At 75.8% G+C, this 21,061-nt stretch carries 23 protein-coding genes; 18 read left to right on the top strand and 5 right to left on the bottom strand.

Features of this window, described 5'->3' with window-relative positions:
- The first annotated feature begins 11 nt into the window (after positions 1-11).
- A complete protein-coding gene (aspS, locus tag ACI781_RS11005; protein WP_456566136.1) occupies positions 12-1,790 on the top strand; it encodes an aspartate--tRNA ligase in 1,779 nt (592 codons plus the stop codon).
- Positions 1,791-1,844: 54 nt separating this feature from the next.
- Here the strand turns inward: aspS and ACI781_RS11000 are convergent, their stop codons facing one another.
- Positions 1,845-2,324, bottom strand: a complete 480-nt coding sequence (locus tag ACI781_RS11000) for an ASCH domain-containing protein (RefSeq protein WP_456566135.1) — start codon at positions 2,322-2,324, stop codon at positions 1,845-1,847.
- Positions 2,325-2,361: 37 nt separating this feature from the next.
- Here ACI781_RS11000 and ACI781_RS10995 point away from each other — a divergent pair, with 37 nt between their 5' ends.
- Positions 2,362-3,453 carry a pyridoxal-phosphate-dependent aminotransferase family protein gene (locus tag ACI781_RS10995; RefSeq protein WP_456566134.1) on the top strand — a complete coding sequence of 364 codons (1,092 nt, stop codon included), beginning with the start codon at positions 2,362-2,364 and terminating at the stop codon, positions 3,451-3,453.
- 91 nt (positions 3,454-3,544) lie between these two features.
- On the opposite strand, the gene ACI781_RS10990 is transcribed toward ACI781_RS10995, so the two are convergent.
- Together ACI781_RS10990 and ACI781_RS10985 are read right to left on the bottom strand one after the other, a co-directional pair.
- Positions 3,545-4,402, bottom strand: a complete 858-nt coding sequence (locus ACI781_RS10990) for a DUF559 domain-containing protein (RefSeq protein ID WP_456566133.1) — start codon at positions 4,400-4,402, stop codon at positions 3,545-3,547.
- Positions 4,403-4,572: 170 nt separating this feature from the next.
- Complete coding sequence (locus ACI781_RS10985; RefSeq protein WP_456566132.1) at positions 4,573-5,433, bottom strand: aldo/keto reductase; 861 nt, start codon at positions 5,431-5,433, stop codon at positions 4,573-4,575.
- 36 nt (positions 5,434-5,469) lie between these two features.
- Between ACI781_RS10985 and ACI781_RS10980 the strand changes: the two genes are divergently transcribed.
- The 16 genes from ACI781_RS10980 (at position 5,470) to ACI781_RS10905 (ending at position 20,045) form a co-directional block, all read left to right on the top strand.
- Positions 5,470-6,804, top strand: a complete 1,335-nt coding sequence (locus tag ACI781_RS10980) for a replication-associated recombination protein A (RefSeq protein ID WP_456566131.1) — start codon at positions 5,470-5,472, stop codon at positions 6,802-6,804.
- Positions 6,805-6,937: 133 nt separating this feature from the next.
- Complete coding sequence (locus ACI781_RS10975; protein ID WP_456566130.1) at positions 6,938-7,363, top strand: DUF948 domain-containing protein; 426 nt, start codon at positions 6,938-6,940, stop codon at positions 7,361-7,363.
- Positions 7,363-7,647, top strand: coding sequence for a hypothetical protein (locus ACI781_RS10970; RefSeq protein WP_456566129.1), 285 nt, complete (start codon positions 7,363-7,365; stop codon positions 7,645-7,647). The genes ACI781_RS10975 and ACI781_RS10970 overlap by 1 nt, the downstream gene beginning before the upstream one ends.
- 49 nt (positions 7,648-7,696) lie before the next feature.
- Positions 7,697-10,387: an alanine--tRNA ligase gene (alaS, locus tag ACI781_RS10965; protein WP_456566128.1), complete on the top strand. Its 2,691-nt coding sequence runs from the start codon at positions 7,697-7,699 to the stop codon at positions 10,385-10,387.
- 1 nt (position 10,388) lies between these two features.
- Positions 10,389-11,051 carry a Holliday junction resolvase RuvX gene (ruvX, locus tag ACI781_RS10960; protein ID WP_456566127.1) on the top strand — a complete coding sequence of 221 codons (663 nt, stop codon included), beginning with the start codon at positions 10,389-10,391 and terminating at the stop codon, positions 11,049-11,051.
- Positions 11,048-12,739, top strand: coding sequence for an endolytic transglycosylase MltG (mltG, locus tag ACI781_RS10955; protein ID WP_456566126.1), 1,692 nt, complete (start codon positions 11,048-11,050; stop codon positions 12,737-12,739). The genes ruvX and mltG overlap by 4 nt, the downstream gene beginning before the upstream one ends.
- Complete coding sequence (locus tag ACI781_RS10950; RefSeq protein ID WP_456566125.1) at positions 12,739-13,548, top strand: shikimate dehydrogenase; 810 nt, start codon at positions 12,739-12,741, stop codon at positions 13,546-13,548. Before mltG ends, ACI781_RS10950 begins: the two co-directional genes overlap by 1 nt.
- Positions 13,549-13,586: 38 nt before the next feature.
- Positions 13,587-14,243 carry a prepilin peptidase gene (locus ACI781_RS10945; RefSeq protein WP_456566124.1) on the top strand — a complete coding sequence of 219 codons (657 nt, stop codon included), beginning with the start codon at positions 13,587-13,589 and terminating at the stop codon, positions 14,241-14,243.
- A gap of 66 nt (positions 14,244-14,309) precedes the next feature.
- A complete protein-coding gene (gene aroC, locus ACI781_RS10940; protein WP_456566123.1) occupies positions 14,310-15,488 on the top strand; it encodes a chorismate synthase in 1,179 nt (392 codons plus the stop codon).
- A complete protein-coding gene (locus tag ACI781_RS10935) occupies positions 15,485-16,024 on the top strand; it encodes a shikimate kinase (RefSeq protein WP_456566122.1) in 540 nt (179 codons plus the stop codon). Before aroC ends, ACI781_RS10935 begins: the two co-directional genes overlap by 4 nt.
- On the top strand, positions 16,021-17,070 hold the full coding sequence (gene aroB, locus ACI781_RS10930) for a 3-dehydroquinate synthase (protein WP_456566121.1): 1,050 nt from the start codon (positions 16,021-16,023) through the stop codon (positions 17,068-17,070). The genes ACI781_RS10935 and aroB overlap by 4 nt, the downstream gene beginning before the upstream one ends.
- 21 nt (positions 17,071-17,091) lie before the next feature.
- Positions 17,092-17,526 carry a type II 3-dehydroquinate dehydratase gene (gene aroQ / locus ACI781_RS10925; protein WP_456566120.1) on the top strand — a complete coding sequence of 145 codons (435 nt, stop codon included), beginning with the start codon at positions 17,092-17,094 and terminating at the stop codon, positions 17,524-17,526.
- Positions 17,526-18,626 carry a M24 family metallopeptidase gene (locus ACI781_RS10920; RefSeq protein ID WP_456566119.1) on the top strand — a complete coding sequence of 367 codons (1,101 nt, stop codon included), beginning with the start codon at positions 17,526-17,528 and terminating at the stop codon, positions 18,624-18,626. The genes aroQ and ACI781_RS10920 overlap by 1 nt, the downstream gene beginning before the upstream one ends.
- Positions 18,626-19,186, top strand: a complete 561-nt coding sequence (gene efp / locus ACI781_RS10915; protein WP_409330659.1) for an elongation factor P — start codon at positions 18,626-18,628, stop codon at positions 19,184-19,186. The genes ACI781_RS10920 and efp overlap by 1 nt, the downstream gene beginning before the upstream one ends.
- A gap of 29 nt (positions 19,187-19,215) precedes the next feature.
- Entirely contained in the window at positions 19,216-19,620 is a 405-nt protein-coding gene (nusB, locus tag ACI781_RS10910) for a transcription antitermination factor NusB (RefSeq protein WP_456566118.1), read from the top strand.
- Positions 19,621-19,733: 113 nt separating this feature from the next.
- Positions 19,734-20,045 (top strand): EthD family reductase, encoded by a 312-nt coding sequence (locus ACI781_RS10905; RefSeq protein WP_456566117.1) that lies wholly within the window; start codon positions 19,734-19,736, stop codon positions 20,043-20,045.
- A 37-nt stretch (positions 20,046-20,082) separates the two neighbouring features.
- Here ACI781_RS10905 and ACI781_RS10900 read toward each other — a convergent pair whose 3' ends face one another.
- Positions 20,083-20,226: a hypothetical protein gene (locus ACI781_RS10900; RefSeq protein ID WP_456566116.1), complete on the bottom strand. Its 144-nt coding sequence runs from the start codon at positions 20,224-20,226 to the stop codon at positions 20,083-20,085.
- A 170-nt stretch (positions 20,227-20,396) separates the two neighbouring features.
- Positions 20,397-20,942, bottom strand: a complete 546-nt coding sequence (gene bldD, locus ACI781_RS10895) for a transcriptional regulator BldD (RefSeq protein WP_456566115.1) — start codon at positions 20,940-20,942, stop codon at positions 20,397-20,399.
- Between the last annotated feature and the right edge of the window lie 119 nt (positions 20,943-21,061).

The raw sequence follows: 21,061 nt of genomic DNA, 5'->3' as shown, positions 1-21,061 counted from the left end.
GAGAGATCCCCGTGCTCCGCACCCATGACGCCGGCACCCTCCGCGGGTCCGACGCCGGCTCGACGGTCACCCTCGCCGGCTGGGTCGCCCGCCGCCGCGACCACGGCGGTGTCGTATTCCTCGACCTGCGCGACGCCTCCGGCTACGTCCAGGTCGTCGTCCGCGAGTCCGACGCCCACGCCCTGCGCAACGAGTACTGCGTGCTCGTCACCGGCGAGGTCCGGCAGCGCCCGGCGGGCAACGAGAACCCGGAGCTGCCCACCGGCGAGATCGAGGTCGTCGCGAGCGAGCTGCGGGTGCTGTCGGCCGCGGCCCCGCTGCCGTTCCCGATCGAGACCGACTCGGCGGCCAGCGACGACGTCCGCTACCGGTTCCGCTACCTGGACCTGCGCCGCCAGGACCCGGCCCGGATCATGCGGCTGCGCAGCGAGGTCAACCGGGTCGCGCGGACCGTGATGGCCGGGCACGGCTTCACCGAGGTGGAGACGCCGACGCTGACCCGCTCCACCCCCGAGGGCGCCCGCGACTTCGTCGTCCCGGTCCGCCTGCAGCCGGGCAAGTGGTACGCGCTGCCGCAGTCGCCGCAGCTGTTCAAGCAGCTGCTGATGATCGGCGGGCTCGAGCGGTACTACCAGATCGCCCGCTGCTTCCGGGACGAGGACTTCCGGGCCGACCGGCAGCCGGAGTTCACCCAGCTGGACTTCGAGATGAGCTTCGTCGAGCGCGACGACGTGCTGGCCATCGCCGAGGACGTCGTCCGGGCGCTGTGGCGCGAGCTCGCCTCCTACGAGGTGCCCGAGATCCCGCGGATGACCTACCGCGAGGCCATGGACCGGTTCGGCTCCGACAAGCCCGACCTGCGCTTCGGCGTCGAGCTGACCGAGCTCACCTCCTTCTTCGCCGACACCCCGTTCCGCGTCTTCCAGGCGCCCTACGTCGGTGCGGTCGTCATGCCCGGCGGCGGGTCGCAGCCGCGGCGGGCGTTCGACGCCTGGCAGGACTGGGCCCGCTCGCGCGGCTCCCGCGGCCTGGCCTACGTGACGATCGCCGAGGACGGCACGCTCGGCGGGCCGGTCGCCAAGAACATCTCCGACGCCGAGCGCGCCGGCCTGGTCGAGGCCGTCGGCGCGCAGCCGGGCGACTGCGTGTTCTTCGCCGCCGGGGCCCGCCGCACCTCGCAGGAGCTGCTGGGCGCGGCCCGCAACGAGATCGCCAAGCGGCTGGAGCTCATCGAGCCCGGCAGCTGGTCGTTCCTGTTCGTCGTCGACTTCCCGATGTTCGAGGAGACCGAGGACGGCGACTGGACCTTCATGCACCACCCGTTCACCTCGCCCACGCCCGAGTGGCGGGAGCGGTTCGCCGAGGACAAGGGCGGCGCGCTGTCCGACGCCTACGACATGGTGATCAACGGCAACGAGGTGATGAGCGGCTCGGTCCGCATCCACGACGCCTCGCTGCAGGAGCGGGTGTTCGAGACCCTCGGCATGTCCCGCGAGGAGGCCCGGGAGCGGTTCGGCTTCTTCCTCGAGGCCTTCGCCTACGGCCCCCCGCCGCACGCCGGCGCGGCGCTGGGCTGGGACCGGCTGACCGCGCTGCTGGCCGGCGTCGAGTCGATCCGCGAGGTCATCGCGTTCCCCAAGACCGGTGCGGGCTTCGACCCGCTGACCGGCGCGCCGACGCCGATCACCGACGCGCAGCGCACGGAGGCGGGCATCGACGCGAAGCCCGAGGAGCCGCCGCTGCCCGGCGAGCCCGGCGCCCCGGGCCCGACGAACCCGACCAAGGGCTGAGGCCCACCGCTGCACCGACGGCCCGTTCCGACCTCCGGAACGGGCCGTCGGCGTTCACGGGTCCGCGACCTCGGGCGGCCACACGACGGCGAAGCGCTCGAACACCACCTCGAGGTCGTCGGACCACCGCTCGCCGCGGGCGGCCAGCGTGCGGGTGAAGTAGCGCAGGTGTCCGGCCAGCCAGCCCTCGCGGGTGCGGTCGCCCTCGCCCTCGTCCCAGGCGAACGCGTCGTCGACGCTGGCCAGCCGCCCCAGCCGCAGGTCGGTGCTGCGCAGGACGCACCGCGGCACGCCCGCGCCGTCGGCCACCAGCCAGTGGCCGCCGATCCGCGGGAGCGGCTGCCCGCGGGCGGCGAAGTCGGTGACCAGGCCGGCGGTCGCGCGCTTGGTGCCGGCCAGCACGAGGCCCAGCAGTTCGTCGTTCATCGCCGGGCTGTCGCCGAACCGTTCGACGACGGGCTCCTCCTCGGGCGGCGCGGGGTCGGCGGCGGCCGCGCGGTAGGCCCGCCACAACTGGTCGGCGTCCGGTGTCATCGGGCTCCCCACCCTCGGGATCGGTACGTTGCGCAGCATGCCGCTGCGCGCCCGCACCCTGCTCGGTCCCGGCCCGTCCAACCCCTACCCGGAGGCCACGGTCGCCCTCGGGCAGCCGCTGCTGGGACACCTCGACCCGGTCTTCCTCGGGGTCCTCGACGAGACCTCCGACCGGCTGCGCCAGGTCTTCGGGACGGCGAACCGGCGCACCCTCCCGCTGTCGGCGACCGGGTCCGCGGGCATGGAGGCGGCGTTCGTCAACACGGTGGGCCCGGGTGACGTCGTCGTCGTCGCGGTCAACGGCCTGTTCGGCGAGCGCATGGTCGACGTCGCCTCCCGCTGCGGCGCCGAGGTGGTGCGCGTGGACCACGAGTGGGGGCAGCCGGTCGACGCCGAGCGGGTGCTGGCCGCGCACCCGGCGCCGAAGCTGATCGCCGTCGTCCACGCCGAGACCTCCACCGGCGTCCGTTCCGACCTGCAGCCGCTGGCGGCCGGCAAGGGCGACGCCCTGCTGCTGGCCGACTGCGTGACCTCGCTGGGTGGCATCCCGGTGCAGCTGGACGAGTGGGGCGTCGACCTCGCCTACTCCGGCTCGCAGAAGTGCCTGGGCGTCGCGCCCGGCCTGGCGCCGTTCACCATCAACGACCGGGCGTGGGAGCGGCGGATCGAGAAGCCGCAGAGCTGGTACCTCGACCTCGGCATGCTCGGCGGCTACGCGGGCGAGGCCGCGGGCACCGGCGGGCGCACCTACCACCACACCGCGCCGACCGGCATGGTCGTCTCCCTGCACGCGGCGCTCGGCCGCATCCTCGAGGAGGGCCTGGACGCCGTCCACGCCCGGCACGCGGAGGCCGGCCGGCTGCTGCACCAGGGCCTGGCCGGGCTCGGGCTGGAGCTGTTCGCCGCCGAGGGGCACCGGCTGCCCGAGCTCACGACCGTGCGGGTGCCCGAGGGCGTCGACTCGGCGCAGGTGCGGGCGGAGCTGCTGGACCGCTTCGACCTGGAGATCGGCGGCGGCGTCGGCGCGTACGCCCAGACGGTGTGGCGGATCGGCCTGATGGGCGCCAACGCCCGGCCGGAGAAGGTGGCGCTGGTCCTGGCGGCGCTGCGCGAGGTCCTCGGCCGCTGACGTCGTCCTCCTGTTGATCATCGGCAGGTGGCTGTCCCCGCCGGCGTGGCGACCCGCCACCTGCCGATGATCAACACCCGGGGTCGGACGCTCAGCGCCAGCCACGGCTCTCCAGCGCCCGGCGCGTCCGCTCCAGCACCGTCAGCCGGTTGAGCTGGCGCCGCGCGAACCGGAGGACCAGCCAGCCGTCGGCCGCCATCAAGGAGTAGCGCTCGACGTCGCGGCCGAAGGTGGCGGCCTCGGCGTGGTGCGCGCCCTCGTACTCCAGCAGCACCCGCCACCGCCGGTAGCCGAGGTCGCCGTGCGCGACCTCGATGCCGGAGCGGTCGTGCACCGGCACCTGCGGCTCCGGATCGGGCAGCTCGCTGGTCGTCAGCCAGTACCGCATCAGGCTCTCCGGCCGCGACATGGACAGCGGCGACAGCAGCGGAGCGCACGCCCGGGCCCGGACGACGCCGCGCACCCGGTGAGCGCGCTCCAGCCGCCGCACGATCTCCGGCGGCGTCGTGCGCCGGTGTCGCAGGAGCGCGTCCCCGACCGCCACGAGCTCCTCGGGCGGGAGGACCGCCGCCAGGTCGAGGAACGTCTGCGGCGCGGCGGTGACCCGCAGGCCGTCGAGGTCGAGGACGTCGGCCGGCGACAGCGCCCGGGAGTGGACGACGAACTCGGCTCGCTGGGGCAGCACGCGCCGCGGGGTCAGCGCGACGTGGGGGCGGGCGGGGGCGTCGACCCAGGCGCCGAGCAGGGCCGCGGCCGTCCGGTGGCTGTACGCGGCGTCCGCGGGGAGGACGGTCGCGAGCAGGCGCAACCGCTCCCGCAGGTCGATGGCGTCGTCCAGCCGGACGGCCCGGTCGTGTGCGAGGCGGACCCACGACGGGCCGCGCAGCTGGGCGCGGGTGAGGCCGGCCGCTCGGGCGGAGGCGGCCGAGTGGACCGGGGGGAGGGGCATGCCCGGGCACGCTCCCGGCCGGGGGGCCGGCGCGGACGGGGTCGAGGGGATCTGTGGACGGTCGTCCCTGCTGTGGACCCGCGGTAATCATCGGCAGGTGGCGGGTGGACACGCCGGGGAGGGCAGCCACCTGCCGATGATCACGGCGGAGGGGACGACGACGAAGGGGGTCAGCGGGGGTCGAGGCGGGCCAGCTGGTCGGGGGTGAGCGTCAGGTCGGCGGCGGCCGCCGAGTCGGTGATCGACGCCGGGCGGGAGGCCCCCGGGATGGGCAGGACGACGTCGGCCTGCGCCAGGTGCCAGGCCAGCGTCACCCGGTACACCGAGACCCCGAGCTCCCCGGCGACCTCGGCGAAGGCGGGGGCGGCGGCGTCCAGCGACCCGGCGGCCGACACCCCGCCGAACGGGCTCCACGGGATGAACGCCAGCCCGTGCGCGGCGCAGTGCGCCAGCTCGTCGGCGGAGAACCGCCAGCCGGGGGAGAACTGGTTCTGCACCGCAACGAGCGCGTCGCCCAGCACCGAGCGGGCGACGTCGATCTGGGCGATGTCGGCGTTGGAGACGCCGACCATCCGCACCAGCCCCGCGTCGACCAGCGACCGCAGCCCGGCCATCGACTCCTCCCACGGCGTCTCCGGGTCGGGCCGGTGGAACTGGTAGAGGTCGATCGCGTCGACGCCCAGCCGGCGCAGCGAGCCCTCGCAGGCCCGGCGCAGGTAGGCCGGCGAGCCGTCGAGCCCCCAGTCGCTGCCGGAGCGGGTGTGGCCGCCCTTGGTCGCGACGAGGACGTCGTCGGTGGGGGAGCCGTAGGAGCGCAGCGCGCGGGCCACCAGCTCCTCGTTGTGCCCGAACTCGGACTCGTCGCGGGCGTAGGCGTCGGCGGTGTCGACCAGCGTCACCCCGGCGTCCAGCGCCGCGTGCACCACCGCCTCCGCCTCCTCCGGCGAGGGCCGGTCGGACTTCGTCGACAGGGGCATGGCGCCCAGGCCGATCGCGCTGACGGTCCGGTCGCCGAGTCGTCTCTGCTGCATGGGGACTGTCCTGCCCCGCGGGTAGCGTCGGTACCCGTGAGCTCGTTGTTCGACGACCCGGAGCCGCCCGACGGCGCCGCGGTCGACCCGGGCGCCCCGCTGGCGGTGCGCATGCGCCCGCGCTCGCTGGACGAGGTCGTCGGCCAGCAGCACCTGCTCGGCCCGCGCTCGCCGCTGCGCCGCCTGGTGGAGGCCGACGAGCCGATGTCGCTGGTGCTGTACGGGCCGCCCGGCACCGGCAAGACCACGCTGGCGCACGTCATCTCGCTGGCCACCAAGCGCCAGTTCGTCCAGCTGTCGGCGCTGGACTCCGGGGTCAAGGAGGTCCGCGCGGTCATCACCGCGGCCAAGCGGGAGCTCACCTACGCCGGCCGGCGCACCGTGCTCTTCATCGACGAGGTGCACCGCTTCTCCAAGACGCAGCAGGACTCGCTGCTGTCCGCGGTCGAGGACCGGATCGTCAGCCTGATCGCCGCCACCACCGAGAACCCGTTCTTCTCCGTGGTCAGCCCGCTGCTGTCGCGCAGCCTCGTGCTGGCGCTGCAGCCCCTGGCCGACGACGACGTGCGGGCGCTGCTGCGGCGGGCGCTGACCAGCGACCGCGGCCTGGACGGGGCGGTCACCCTCAGCGCCGAGGCCGAGGAGCACCTGGTCCGCATCGCCGGCGGCGACGGGCGCAAGGCGTTGACCGCCCTGGAGTCCGGCGCCGGGGCGGCGGTCGCGGCGGGTGCGGCCGAGATCGACCTCCCCACCCTGGAGACGGCGGTCGCCCAGGCGGCGGTCCGCTACGACCGGCAGGGCGACCAGCACTACGACGTCGCCAGCGCGCTCATCAAGTCCATCCGGGGCAGCGACGTCGACGCCGCCCTGCACTACCTGGCCCGGATGGTGGAGGCGGGGGAGGACCCGCGGTTCATCGCCCGCCGGCTGGTCATCTCCGCCAGCGAGGACATCGGCATGGCCGACCCGACCGCGCTGCAGACCGCGGTGGCCGCCGCCGAGGCGGTCGCCTTCATCGGCATGCCCGAGGGCCACTTCCCGCTCGCCCACGCCGTCGTCCACCTGGCGACCGCGCCGAAGTCGAACGCGGTCACGGTGGCCATCGGCGAGTCCGTCGCCGACGTCCGGGCCGGGCTCGCCGGCCCGGTCCCACCCGGCCTGCGCGACGCCCACTACGCCGGGGCGAAGAAGCTCGGCCACGGCGGGACCTACCGCTACCCGCACGACGCGCCGGACGGGATCGTCGCCCAGCAGTACCCGCCCGACGCGCTGGTCGGCCGCGACTACTACCGGCCCACCCAGCGCGGCGCGGAGGGCCCGATCGCGGCCCGGCTGCCGAAGCTGCGGGCGATCCTGCGGCGCACCCGCTGACCGCCCGGCGCCCCCCGTCCGTCGCCGCCGTCCCACGGGCCCCGGACGGCGGGGGCGTCGCGGCGCCCGCCGACTACTGTGGCCACGCCGGGACGCCCCGGCCACGAGCCGTCGAAGGACAAGGAGACCCCGCGTGTCCGCAGGAGAGTGGGCCGGACTGATCGCAGCCCTCGCGCTGGTGCTGCTGGTGCTGCTGCTGGCCGTCCCGCTGCTCAAGCTGGGCCGCACGCTGGACGAGGCGACGCTGACCTTCCGGCAGGTCCGCGAGCAGAGCGCCCCGATCCTGGCGCAGGCGACCACGACCGTCACCCACGTCAACTCGAACCTCGAGCGGGTCGACGACATCACCGGCAACGCCGCCAACGTGTCCAGCAACGTCGCCGCGCTGACCAGCGTCGTCGCCGCGACCCTGGGCAGCCCGCTGATCAAGCTCGCCGCGTTCAGCTACGGCGTCCGCAGCGCGGCCCGCAAGCGCCGGGAGGGCGTGGCGCTCGCCGAGGCCGCGCAGCGCGACAAGGAGGCGCGCCGCGCGCGCCGGGCCGCCCGGCGGGCCGCCTGATGCGCCGGCTGTTCTGGCTGGCCATGGGCGTCACCATCGGCGCCCTCGTGGTCCGCAAGCTGTCGGCGGCCGCCGACAAGCTGACCCCGCAGGGTGTCGCCGGCTCCATCGTCGAGGGGCTGCGCGACCTGGCCGACGCGATCGGCGAGTTCGGTGCCGACGTCCGCGCCGCGGCCGCCGCGCGCGAGGACGAGCTGCGCGCCGGCACCGGGCTGGACGCGCCGCTGCCCGAGCGGAGCGCCGTCGAGCTGCCCGGCCGGCACAGCGCCCCGCCCGCCCGCTGACCCCCGGGGCCGCCCGCCCCACCGCCGCACCCGAGCACCCGAGTAGGACATGCAGACCGCCGAGATCCGCCGCCGCTTCCTCGAGCACTTCGCCGCCCGCGGCCACACCGTCGTCCCCAGCGCCTCGCTGGTGTCGCCGGACCCGTCGCTGCTGTTCACCGTCGCCGGCATGGTGCCGTTCATCCCGTACCTGACCGGCCGGGAGCCCGCGCCGTTCCCGCGCGCCACCAGCGTGCAGAAGTGCGTCCGGACCCTCGACATCGAGGAGGTCGGCAAGACCACCCGGCACGGCACGTTCTTCCAGATGAACGGCAACTTCTCCTTCGGCGACTACTTCAAGGAAGGCGCCATCCAGCACGCCTGGGACCTGGTCACCGGCCGGGTGGAGGACGGCGGGCTGGGCTTCGACCCGGAGCGGATCTGGGTCACCGTCTACCTGGACGACGACGAGGCCGCCGAGGCCTGGGCGCGCATCGCCGGCCTCCCGCCGGAGCGCATCCAGCGCCTGGGCATGGAGGACAACTACTGGTCGACCGGCGCGCCCGGCCCGGCCGGCCCCTGCTCGGAGATCTACGTCGACCGCGGGCCGGAGTACGGCCCCGACGGCGGCCCCGCCGTCGACCGCGCCGGCGACCGGTTCCTCGAGATCTGGAACCTCGTGTTCATGCAGTACGAGCGGGGCGCCGGGGAGGGCAAGGACTTCCCGATCCTCGGCGAGCTGCCGAAGAAGAACATCGACACCGGCATGGGCCTGGAGCGCGTGGCGTTCCTGCTGCAGGGCGTCGACAACCTGTACGAGATCGACGAGGTGGCCCCGGTGCTGCGCCGCGCCGCCGAGCTCGCCGGGGTGACCTACGGCAAGGACCACGACGCGGACGTGCGGCTGCGCGTGGTCGCCGACCACGTCCGCAGCGGCCTGATGCTCATCGGCGACGGCGTCACCCCCGGCAACGAGGGCCGCGGCTACATCCTGCGCCGGCTGCTGCGCCGCGCCGTGCGCTCGATGAAGCTGCTCGGCGTCGACGAGGCCACGCTGCCCGAGCTGCTGCCGGTCTCCCGCGACGCGATGAGCGCCAGCTACCCCGAGCTGGCCACCGACTTCGCCCGCATCTCCTCGGTCGCCTACGCCGAGGAGGAGGCGTTCCGCCGCACCCTCGCCTCCGGCACGGCGCTGTTCGACACCGCGGTCCGCGAGGCCAAGCAGGCGGGGACGCCGGCGCTGTCGGGGGAGCAGGCGTTCTCGCTGCACGACACCTACGGCTTCCCGATCGACGTCACCCTCGAGATGGCCGCCGAGCAGGGCGTGACCGTCGACGAGGCCGGCTTCCGCGCGCTCATGCAGCAGCAGCGCGACCGGGCCCGCGCCGACGCCCGCGCCAAGCGGACCGGCTCGGTCGACGTGCTGGCCTACCGCCGGCTGCTGGCCGAGCACGGCCCCACCGACTGGCTGGCCTACGAGACGCTGCGCACCGACTCCCGGGTGCTCGCGGTCGTCTCCGAGCTGACCGACTCCGACGGCGCCGAGGTCGTGGCCGGGCCGGGCGAGGTCACCCGCGTCGTGCTGGACCGCACGCCGTTCTACGCCGAGTCCGGCGGCCAGGTCGCCGACGCCGGCGTCCTCACCTGGGACGGCGGCCGCGCCGAGGTGCTGGACGTGCAGCGACCGGTCAAGGGCCTGGTCGCCCACCAGGTGCGGGTGCTCGAGGGCGAGCTGCGCGCCGGGGTCTCGCTGACCGCCGAGGTCGACCGCGAGTGGCGGCTGTCGGCCTGCCAGGCGCACTCGGGCACGCACGTGGTGCACGCCGCGCTGCGCCAGGTGCTCGGCCCGCAGGCGCTGCAGTCGGGCTCCTACAACCGGCCGGGCTACCTGCGGCTGGACTTCGCCTGGCAGGGCGCGCTCAGCGTCCAGCAGCGCACCGACATCGAGGACGTCGCCAACGCCGCCGTCCGCGCCGACCACGCGGTGACCGCCAGCTGGATGACCCTCCCCGAGGCCCAGGCGATCGGGGCCCTGGCCCTGTTCGGCGAGACCTACTCCGAGGACGTCCGCGTCGTCGAGATCGGCGGCCCCTGGTCGCGCGAGCTCTGCGGTGGCACGCACGTGCGCGGCAGCGCCCAGATCGGCACCCTCGCGCTCACCGGCGAGTCGTCGGTCGGGTCCGGCGCCCGCCGCGTCGAGGCGGCCGTGGGCCTGGAGGGCTTCCGCTACCTGGCCCGGGAGCGCGACCTGGTCCGCCAGCTGGGCGAGCTGCTCAAGACCCCCTCCGACGGGCTGGTCGAGCGGGTCAGCGGCGTCCTGGCCCGCCAGCGGGAGACCGAGCGCGAGCTCACCGAGCTGCGGGCGCAGCAGTCCGTCGCGGCCGCCGGGACGCTGGCCGCCGGCGCGCGGGACGTCGGCGGGGTCGCGGTCGTCACCGGCGCGCCGGAGGGCCTGGGCGGCGGCGACCTGCGCACCCTCGCGCTGGACGTCCGCGGCCGGCTGGGCGACCGCCCGGCGGTCGTCTTGCTCGCGTCGGACTCGGGGGGCAAGGTTGCTCTGGTGGCGGCCCTCACACCGGCCGCGCGGGAGCGTGGACTGTCGGCCTCCGACGTGCTGCGGGCAGCCGCGGCGCCCGTCGGCGGGCGTGGCGGTGGCAAGGCCGACGTCGCCCAGGGCGGCGGGACCGACCCGGGCGGCATCCCCGCGGCCCTGGCGGCCGGCGAGCAGGCGGTCGTGACCGCCGTGGCGGAGGTGAGCTGACATGCCCGAGCAGCGCTGGGACCCCGAGGAGACCGGCCCGGTCGGCGAGCGGCGCGTGCAGCGCCCCGCCGTCCCGCCGGCGCGGCCCAAGCTCCCGACGCGGGAGCAGCCGGTGCAGCACCCGACCACCGAGATCGACCTGCGGCAGGGCTTCCCCCCGGTCCGCAACGAGACCACCGAGATCGACCTCTCCGGCGGCCTGCCCGCCGGCCTGCCGATCCCGCCGCGCCGGTCCCGCCAGGGCCGGCGGCTGGGGCTCGACGTCGGCACGGTGCGCGTCGGGGTGGCCCTGTCCGACCCGACCGGCACCCTCGCCAGCCCGCTGGAGACCGTCCAGCGGGCGCGGGACGAGTCGGATCTGGACCGGATCGCGGCGCTCGTGGTGGAACACGAGGTGACAGAGGTGATCGTGGGGGAGCCGAGGCACCTGTCGGGTGCGTCGGGGGCGTCGGCGCGCGAGGCGCGTGCCTACTCTCGGTCCCTGGCCGGGCGCATCGGGTCCGTGCCCGTGCACCTCGTCGACGAAAGGCTCTCCACCGTGACGGCAGCCGGTTCCCTGCGGGCCAGCGGGCTCGACAGCCGCCAGCAGCGCCCCGTCATCGACCAGGCGGCCGCCGTGGTCATCCTGCAGACCTATCTCGACGCCCAGCGGGGGCGCTCGTGACGTTCCCGACCCCGCCCGGTGGGCGGGGTCGGCACCCGGAGCCCGGCGCCGCGGGGCAGTCGCTCAGCGCCTGGGCGGCCGGGCTGCCACGCCAGCAGGCCGCCACCCGCCCGGCGCCGGAGACCACGCCCGCGCCGGCGGTGCCCCGGCGCCGGGCCGGGGTGATCGACCGCGAGCACGCCGCCGACTACCCGCTGGCCGACTACGCGCGGCACTCCGCCGGCGACGACGAGCCCACCGGTCGCCTGCCCGGCGTCGGGGACGGGTCCCCGACGCCCGACGTCCCGCCCCCGGCCGGCACCCACCCGAGTCTCCCGCTGCCCCCGCGCCCGGCGGGCCCGTGGTCGCGCCTGCAGCCGCGCGACGGCGCCGCGCCCGACGACGAGCCCACCGTCGCCCAGCCCGCGGTCGGCGCCACGCCGCCCCCGCCGCCGGTCGAGGAGCACGAGCCCGCGACCGCCGAGCCGCACGCCGACGACCACACCGGCGGGCTCGAGGTCATCGTCGACGACGGCCCCCGCCGCGGCCGGCGCTCCCGCCGGTCCGCGCGCGACGAGCGCGGCCACGACGACGACCGCCACCACGACGACCGCCACCACGACGAGCACGACGAGCCGCACGGTCACGAGCCCCACGACGAGGGCGCGCCGCGCCGGCGGCGCCGGCCGCTGGCCGTCGTCCTCTCCCTCGTCGTCCTCGCCGGCCTGGTGGCCGGCATCGTCTTCGGCGGCAAGGCCCTGATCGGGCTGGTCAACCCCGCCGACGAGGACTACACCGGCGCCGGGACCGGCAGCGTGGAGGTCCGCATCTCCGACGGCGACACGCTCTCGGACATCGGCCGCACGCTCGCCGACGCGGACGTGATCGCCTCGGTGGGCCCGTTCGTCGCCGCCGCCGAGTCCGAGCCCGCGGCCATGGGCATCCAGCCCGGCGTCTACGGCATGCGCCAGCAGATGAGCGGCGCCGCGGCCCTGGACCTGCTGCTCGACCCCGCCAGCCGGCTGTTCTCCCGCGTCACGATCCCCGAGGGGTTCACCGTCGCGCGGGTCCTGGAGCGGCTGGCGGAGGAGACCGAGACGCCGGTGGAGGAGCTGTACGCCGCCGCCGTCGACCCGGTCGCGACCGGCCTGCCGCCCTACGCCAACGGCGCGCTGGAGGGCTGGCTGTTCCCGGCCACCTACGACTTCGAGCCCGAGACGACGCCCGCGCAGATGCTCGCGCAGATGGTCACCCGCACCGTGCAGACCCTGGACTCCCTCGGGGTGCCCGAGGACCAGCGGCTGCGGGTCGTGACCGAGGCCAGCCTGGTGCAGGCCGAGGCCGCCTCGCCCGAGGACATGGCGATGGTCGCCCAGGTGCTGGACAACCGGCTGGCGATCGGCATGAAGCTGCAGCTGGACACCACGGTCAACTACGCCACCGGCAAGGCGGGCATCACCACCACGCCGGAGGACCGGGCCAACCCCTCGCCGTACAACACCTACTACGCGGCCGGCCTGCCGCCGGGGGCGATCAGCAACCCCGGCGAGGACGCGCTGCGGGCGGTGCTGAACCCGACACCGGGGGACTGGCTGTACTTCGTGGTCGTCAACCCGGACACCGGCGAGACCCGCTTCGCGGCGACGGCGGAGGAGCACGCGGCCAACGTGGCGCTGTTCCAGCAGTGGCTGCGGGAGAACCCCAACTGATGCGGGCGGCCGTCCTCGGCCGACCGGTGACGCACTCGCTCTCCCCGCTGCTGCACCGGGCGGCCCACGCCGCGCTCGGCCTGACGGACTGGACCTACGACGCCCTGGACGTCGGCGCCGAGGAACTGCCCGAGCTCATCGCCGGCCTCGGCCCGGAGTGGCGCGGCTTCTCGGTCACGATGCCCTGCAAGCAGGCCGCCGCCCGCGCCGCCGACGTCGTCGACCCGCTGCCGGCGCTGCTCGGCGCCGCCAACACCCTGGTGCGCACCGACGACGGTGGCTGGCGGGCGGAGAACACCGACGTGGGCGGCGTGGGGATGGCGCTGCAGCTGGGCGGGGCCGAGTCGGCCCCGCACGCGGCGATCCTCGGCGCCGGGGGGACGGCGGTGGCGGCCGCGGTCGCCCTGGCCTCCCTCGGGGCCGAGCAGGTCGACGTCGTCGTCCGCGAGCCCGGCCGGGCCGGGGAGGTCACGCGGGTGCTGGACACCCTCGGCGTCGCCGCCACGGTGCACCGGCTCGCCGGCGCCACGGTGTCCGCCCCCGTGGTGGTCAGCACGGTGCCCATCGGCGGGCAGCCGGACCTGGTCGGCCTCGGCTGGCGCGCGGGGCAGACGGTCCTCGACGTCCTCTACGCGCCTTGGCCCACCCCGCTGGCCACGGCGGTCGGCGCCGCCGGCGGCACGGTGATCAGCGGCCTGGAGGTCCTGTTCTGGCAGGCCACCGCCCAGGTCGAGCTCATGACCGGGCTGCCCGCGCCGATCGCGGAGATGCGCCGGGCCCTCGACGAGCGGCCCGGGGCGCGCTCCTGAGCCCGACGCTCACCGGCACCGCCCTCGGCACGCCCGGGGTGCCGCTGGACCCGCCGGCGCTGGCCGCGGTCGCGGTCGCGGTCGGCCTGCTGGTCGGGCCCTGGCTGGCCCGCCGCAGCGTGCGGCTGGCCCGCGCCGACGAGGCCGCGCGGCCGGCGCCGGCGCGGGTCGTGCTGACCGCCGTCGCGCTGGGCGCGCTGGTCGCCGGGGTGCTGGCCCTGACCGGGGTCCGGCCGGCCGCGGTGGCGCTGGCGTGGGCCGCCGGCGCGGGGCTGGTGCTGGCCGCCGTCGACCTGGCCGTGCACCGGCTGCCCGACCGGGTGCTGCTGCCGGCGGTGGCCGCCTGCCTGACCGCCCTCGTGCTGGACGCGGCCGCGACGGGCAGCTGGGCGGGGCTGCTGCGGGCCGTGCTGGCCGCGGCCGTGGCGTTCGTCCTGGCCGCCGCGGCGCGCCTGGCGTCGCCGGCGGGGCTCGGCTTCGGCGACGTCAAGCTGCTGGGCCTGATCGGCCTGCTGCTGGGCTGGGCCGGCTGGGGCGTGCTGCTGGCCGGGGTCCTGCTCGGGCTGATCGCCGGCGCCGCCGCCTCGCTGGTGCTCGTCGCGGCCCGGCGGGCCGGCTGGCGCACCCCCGTCCCGTTCGGGCCACCGCTGATGGCCGGTGCGGTGCTCGCGCTGGCGGTGTCCGGGCTCGGGTGACCCGCCGCCGTCGGTTCCGGGGCCGCCCCGCGGGGAGCGGCGGCCCGCCCTGGCAGAATCCCGGGCATGTTGCGCTGGCTGACCGCCGGTGAGTCGCACGGCCCCCAGCTCACCGCCATCCTCGAGGGGTTGCCGGCCGGCGTCGCCGTGCAGACCTCCGACCTCGACCTCGACCTCGCCCGCCGCCGCCTCGGGCACGGCCGCGGCGCCCGCATGTCGTTCGAGCAGGACGTCGTCTCGCTGACCGGCGGCATCCGGCACGGCCGGACGCAGGGCGGTCCGATCGCCGTCCAGGTCGGCAACACCGAGTGGCCCAAGTGGCAGACCGTGATGGCCGCCGACCCGGTCGACGCGGAGGTGCTCGCCGGCCAGGCGCGCAACGCCCCGCTCACCCGCCCGCGCCCCGGCCACGCCGACCTCCCCGGCATGCAGAAGTACGGCTTCGACGACGCGCGGCCGGTCCTGGAGCGGGCCAGCGCCCGCGAGACCGCGGCCCGCGTCGCGCTGGGCGCGATCGCGAAGGCGTTCCTCCGCCAGGCCCTCGACGTCGAGGTGGTCAGCCACGTGGTGGCGATCGGCCCGGTCGTCGCCCCCGAGGGCCTGGTCCCCGGGCCCGCGGACAACCCGCGCATCGACGAGGACCCGGTCCGCTGCGCCGACCCCGCCACCAGCGCGGCCATGACCGCCGAGATCGACGACGTCCGCAAGAACGGCGACACCCTCGGCGGCGTCATCGAGGTCGTCGTCCACGGCCTGCCTCCGGGGCTGGGCAGCCACGTGCACTGGGACCGGCGGCTGGACTCCCGCCTGGCCGGCGCGCTCATGGGCGTGCAGTCGGTCAAGGCCGTCGAGGTCGGCGACGGGCTGGAGACCGCCCGCCGCCGCGGGTCGGTGGCCCACGACGAGATCGTGCTGGCCGACGGTCGCATCCAGCGGCAGTCCGACCGGGCCGGCGGCATCGAGGGCGGCATCACCAACGGCGAGGTCCTGCGGGTCCGCGCCGCGATGAAGCCGATCTCCACCGTGCCGCGGGCGCTGGCCACGGTGGACGTCGCCACCGGCGACGCCGCCGTCGCGATCAACCAGCGCAGCGACGCCTGCGCCGTGCCCCGCGGCTCGGTCGTGATGGAGGCGATGGTCGCGCTCGTGCTGGCCGACGCCGCGCTGGAGAAGTTCGGCGGCGACTCGCTGCCCGAGACCCGCCGCAACGCGCAGGCCTACCTCGACGCGCTGGCCCTGCGATGACCGGGCCCGCGCTGGTCCTCGTCGGGCCGCCGACCGCCGGCAAGACGACGGTCGGCCGGGCCGCCGCCGAGGCCCGGGGGCTGGCCTTCCGCGACACCGACGCCGACGTCGAGGCCACCACCGGCAGCCGGGTCGCCGACCTGTTCGTCGAGCACGGCGAGGAGCACTTCCGCCGGCTGGAGGCCGACGCCGTCGCCCGCGCCCTGGCCGAGCACGACGGCGTGCTGGCGCTCGGCGGCGGCGCCGTCCTCTCCGCGGCCACGCGGGCTCTGCTGGTCGCCCACGGCCGCGCCGGCGGGGCGGTCGTGTGGTTGGACGTCGACCTGGCCACCGCCACGCGGCGGGCCGGGCTGAACCGCGACCGCCCGCTGCTGGCGGTCAACCCCCGGGCGATGCTGCGCACCATGCTCGCGGCGCGCGCGCCGCTCTACGCCGAGGTCGCCACCGCGACCGTGCACACGGGCGACCGCCCGGTCGAGGAGGTCGTGGCCCAGGTGCTCGCCGCACTGCCCGCGTCGACGGGAACCGCCCGATGAGGCGCGTCACCGTCCCGGGGGAGAAGCCCTACGAGGTCGTCATCGGGCCCGGCGCGCAGACCGAGCTGGCGCTGCTGCTGGCCGGCACCCCGCGCGCCGCCGTCGTGCACACCCCGCCGCTGGCCGCCCTCGCCGGCGCCGCCGTCGAGACCCTGCAGACCGCCGGGGTCGCCGCCGAGGCCGTCGTCGTCCCCGACGGGGAGGCCGCCAAGACCGCCGAGGTGGCGTCGGCCGCGTGGGAGGAGTTCGGCCGGCTGGGGCTGACCCGCAGCGACGCCGTCGTCGGCGTCGGCGGGGGTGCGGTCACCGACCTCGCCGGCTTCCTGGCCGCCACCTGGGTGCGCGGGGTGCGCGTCGTGCACCTGCCGACCAGCCTGCTCGGCATGGTCGACGCCGCGGTCGGCGGCAAGACCGGCATCAACACCGGCGCCGGCAAGAACCTGGTCGGCGCGTTCCACCCGCCGGCCGGCGTGCTCGCCGACACCGACGTCCTCGCCGGGCTGCCGGAGGCCGAGTTCCGGTCCGGCCTGGCCGAGGTCGTGAAATGTGGCTTCATCGCCGACGGCGGGGTCCTGGAGCTGCTGGAGGCCGACCCCACCGGCCGCCGCGACACCGCCGAGCTGATCGAGCGGGCCGTGCAGGTCAAGGCCGACGCCGTCGGGGAGGACCTCTTCGACACCGGCCGGCGCGAGTTCCTCAACTACGGGCACACGCTGGCCCACGCCATCGAGCGGGTCGAGGACTTCGGCTGGCGGCACGGCGAGGCCGTCGCCGTCGGGCTGGTCTTCGCCGCCGAGCTCGGCGGGCAGGCCGGGCTGCTGACCCGCGCCGAGGTCGACCGGCACCGCACGCTCGTCGAGGCGATGGGGCTGCCCACCCGCTACGCCGGGGACTGGGCGACGCTGCAGGGCGTCATGCGCATCGACAAGAAGGCCCGCGGCGCGTCGCTGCGCTTCGTCGTCCTCGACGGCATGGGCACCCCGAGGATCCTGACCGACCCCGACCAGGCCTGGCTCGACGCGGCCTGGGCCGCGGTCGCGGCCTGACCCCGACGCGACGGAGACGACGTGACCATCCAGGTGCTGAACGGCGCCAACCTCGGCCGGCTGGGCACCCGCGAGCCGGCGGTGTACGGCACGACCACCCACGCGCAGCTGGTCGAGCTGGTCGAGGCCGCCGGCGCGCAGCTGGGCCTGCACGTGCGGGTGCGCCAGACCGACGACGAGGGCGAGCTGCTGCGCTGGGTGCACGAGGCCACCGACGCCGGGGACCCGATCGTGGTGAACCCCGGCGGCTGGACGCACACCTCGGTCGTGCTGCGCGACGCCCTGGCCGCTGTGACCGCGCCGGTGGTCGAGGTGCACATCAGCAACGTGCACGCGCGGGAGGAGTTCCGCCGGCACTCCTACGTCTCGCCCGTCGCCTCCGGGGTGATCGCCGGGCTCGGCGTCGACGGCTACGTGCTGGCGCTGCGCTGGCTCGCCGCGCGGGACGCCCGCTGATGGACACCGCCGGCCGCCGGGAGCGGCTGCGGGCCGTCGCCGCCGAGCGCGGTCTGGACGCCGTCCTGGTCACCGAGCTGCTCAACGTCCGCTACCTGACCGGGTTCACCGGCTCCAACGGCGCGCTGCTGCTGCGCACCGGCCAGCCGGACCTGTTCGGCACCGACGGGCGCTACACCACCCAGGCCGCGGCGCAGGTGCCGGACCTGGAGGTCGTGGTCGACCGGGCCACCGTGGCGGCTCTGGTGCGGGCCGCGGTGCGCGGGGGCGCCGGGCGGATCGGGTTCGAGAGCCACGTGGTGACCGTCGACGGGCTGGCCGGGCTCGAGCGGGTGCTCGCCGACGCCGCGGCCGGCGGCACCGTGCCGGAGCTGGCCAGCGTGCGCCGCGCGGTGGAGGAGCTGCGCGCGGTCAAGGACGACGACGAGATCGCGGCGCTGCGGCGGGCCTGCGCGGTCGCCGACTCGGCGCTGGCCGAGCTGGCCGCCGAGGGGGCGCTGCGCCCGGGCCGCACCGAGCTGCAGGTGGGCCGCGAGCTCGACGCCCGGATGATGCACCTCGGTGCCGAGGGTCCGTCGTTCGAGACGATCGTCGCCGCCGGCGCGAACTCCGCCATCCCGCACCACCGGCCCGACGCGACGGTGCTGCGCGAGGGCGACTTCCTCAAGCTCGACTTCGGCGCCACCGTCGACGGCTACCACTCCGACATGACCCGCACGCTGGTGCTCGGTCACGCGGCCGACTGGCAGCGCGAGGTGTACGAGCTCGTCGCCGCCGCCCAGGCGGCCGGCCGGGCGGCGCTGGCGGTGGGCGCGGACGTCGTCGCCGTCGACGCCGCGGCCCGCGACGTGATCGCCGCGGCCGGGCACGCCGACCACTTCACCCACGGCCTCGGGCACGGCGTCGGCCTGGAGATCCACGAGGCGCCGGGCATCGGCCCGCTGGGCGCGGGTACGCTGACCGCCGGCATGGCCGTCACCGTGGAGCCGGGGGTCTACCTCCCCGGCCACGGCGGTGTCCGGATCGAGGACACCCTGGTCGTCACGGACGACGAGCCCGAGTTGTTGACCCTCACGAGCAAGGAACTGCTGGTCCTCTGATGGCTACCACGAACGATCTCAAGAACGGCATGGTCCTCAACCTCGACGGCCAGCTGTGGGCCGTCACCGAGTTCCAGCACGTCAAGCCCGGCAAGGGCGGCGCCTTCGTGCGGACGACGCTGAAGAACGTGCTCTCGGGCAAGGTCGTGGACAAGACCTTCAACGCGGGCACCAAGGTCGAGACCGCCAACGTCGACAAGCGGAACATGACGTACCTGTACAAGGACGGCACCGACTTCGTCTTCATGGACGGCGACACCTACGACCAGATCCACGTGCCGGAGGGCACCGTCGGTGGCGGCGCGGACTACCTGCTGGAGAACACCGAGGTCGTCGTCGCCGTCCACGACGGGACGCCGCTGTACGTGGAGCTGCCGGTGACCCTGGAGCTCGTCGTCCAGCACACCGACCCGGGCCTGCAGGGCGACCGCTCCACCGGCGGCACCAAGCCCGCCACGCTGGAGACCGGCGCGCAGATCCAGGTGCCGCTGTTCGTCAACACCGGCGACAAGCTCAAGGTCGACACCCGCGACGGCCGGTACCTCGGCCGCGCCAACTGAGCGCCGGCGACCGAGCGACCCGCACCGGCATGGCAGCCCGCAGCAAGGCCCGCAAGCGCGCCGTCGACGTCCTCTACGAGGCCGACCTCCGCGGCGCCGACCCGCTGGCCGTGCTCCGCGACCGCATCGCCGAGGGCCAGCCGCCGGTGGCCGAGCACACCGTGCGGCTGGTCGAGGGCGCCGTCGGTCACGCGGCCCGCATCGACCAGTTGATCGACACCCACGCGCGCGGCTGGACGCTGTCCCGGCTGCCCGACGTCGACCGTGCGATCCTGCGCATGGCGACCTTCGAGCTGCTGTGGGCCGACGACGTCCCCGACGCCGTGGTGATCGACGAGGCCGTCGAGCTGGCCCGCTCGCTGTCGACCGACGACTCGCCGTCGTTCGTCAACGGCGTGCTCGGCGCGATCCTCGACGCCGAGGTGCCCGCCTAGGTCCGGCGCGGGCCGCTGGCGCGGACCGCCCGTCGGCGACGTCGCGGCGCCCTGGTTGGGTGTACGGAGTTCTCCGGGGCAGTGGAGCCCCGGGGCGCCCCGAGGAGGTCCATGTGACGCACCGCCTGATGATCCAGTACGGCCGCCCGACCGACCCGGCTGCCTTCGACCGCCACTACCGCGAGGTGCACGTGCCCCTGGCGCGGCAGATCCCCGGGCTGGTGCGCTTCGAGATCGGCAACCCCCAGTCCCTGAGCGGCGAGGAGGGGCCCTACCTCGTCGCGGCGCTGGACTTCGACTCGGTGGAGGCCTTCGGCGCGGGCATGCAGTCCGCCGAGGGTGCGGCGGCGGCGGGCGACGTCGCGAACTTCGCGACCGGCGGCGCGACCATGAGCCACTTCGACGTCGAGGACGTCCGGGGCTGAACCCGGCGGGCCCGCCTCCGGCGGGGCGGGCCCGCGGTCAGCGGCCGGCGTGCGGGGCGGCCGCGGCCAGCATCGCGGCCATGCGCGCGCTGGACTGCCGGCGGTGCGCCCGGCGCAGGGCCGCGCGGCGGTGCGCGGCGAGCAGGACGTCGGGGGCGGGGGCCGGCGGCGGCAGGGACACGGGGAGCTCCTCGGGCTGGGCTCGGTTCGTTGCGACACCGACGACGCTAGGTCCGCCCCCTGACAGTTCCCTTGCAGCCGGCTTGCGGCCGGCTGGACGCCGCAGCCGCGACGACGAGGGGCCCCCGCCGCGCGCAGCGGCAGGGGCCCCTCGTCGTCGGTGCGGGCGGGTCAGCGCGGGGCGCGGCGGCGCTCCCAGTTCGGGTTCGCGCCGTCCTCCTCGTCGTCGCCCCCGGCGATGCCCTCCATGCCGGGAGACAGCACGCCCCACTCGATGAGCCGGCTGGTCAGCTCGTCGGGGCTCATGTCGTAGATGATCGCCAGCGACTTGAGGTCCTCGGCGCGGATGCTGAGCACCTTGCCGTTGTAGTCGTGTCGCTGGGCCTGGATCGTCGACGCGTAGCGCGCCAGCGGGCCGGCCTCGTCGGCGGGCAGCGAGCCCAGCGACTCGAGGTTCAGCACGATCTTGGTCGTCGCGGTCACCGCGGAGCTGGGCCGCGGGTCGGGCAGCAGCTCGGAGACCGGCACGCCGTAGAAGACGGCCAGCTCCGACAGCCGCTGGACGGTGACGGCGCGGTCGCCGCGCTCGTAGGAGCCGACGACGACCGCCTTCCAGCGACCGTGCGACTTGTCCTCGACGCCCTGCAGGGACAGGCCCTGCTGGTTGCGGATCGCGCGCAGCCGGGCGCCGAGGGCCCGTGAGTAGTCGGTGCTCATCCCGTGTCGCTCACTGTCCGTCGTGGTCTGTGGGGCTCTGTCGTCACTCAGCGTACTGGCACTGCCCGCTCCGAGAACAGCAGGCCGCTCCTGCGGGGGACATCGTCCACCAGCGCGGA

Source organism: Blastococcus sp. SYSU D00695, from assembly GCF_054050555.1.
This window is presented reverse-complemented; position numbering and strand designations above follow the sequence as displayed.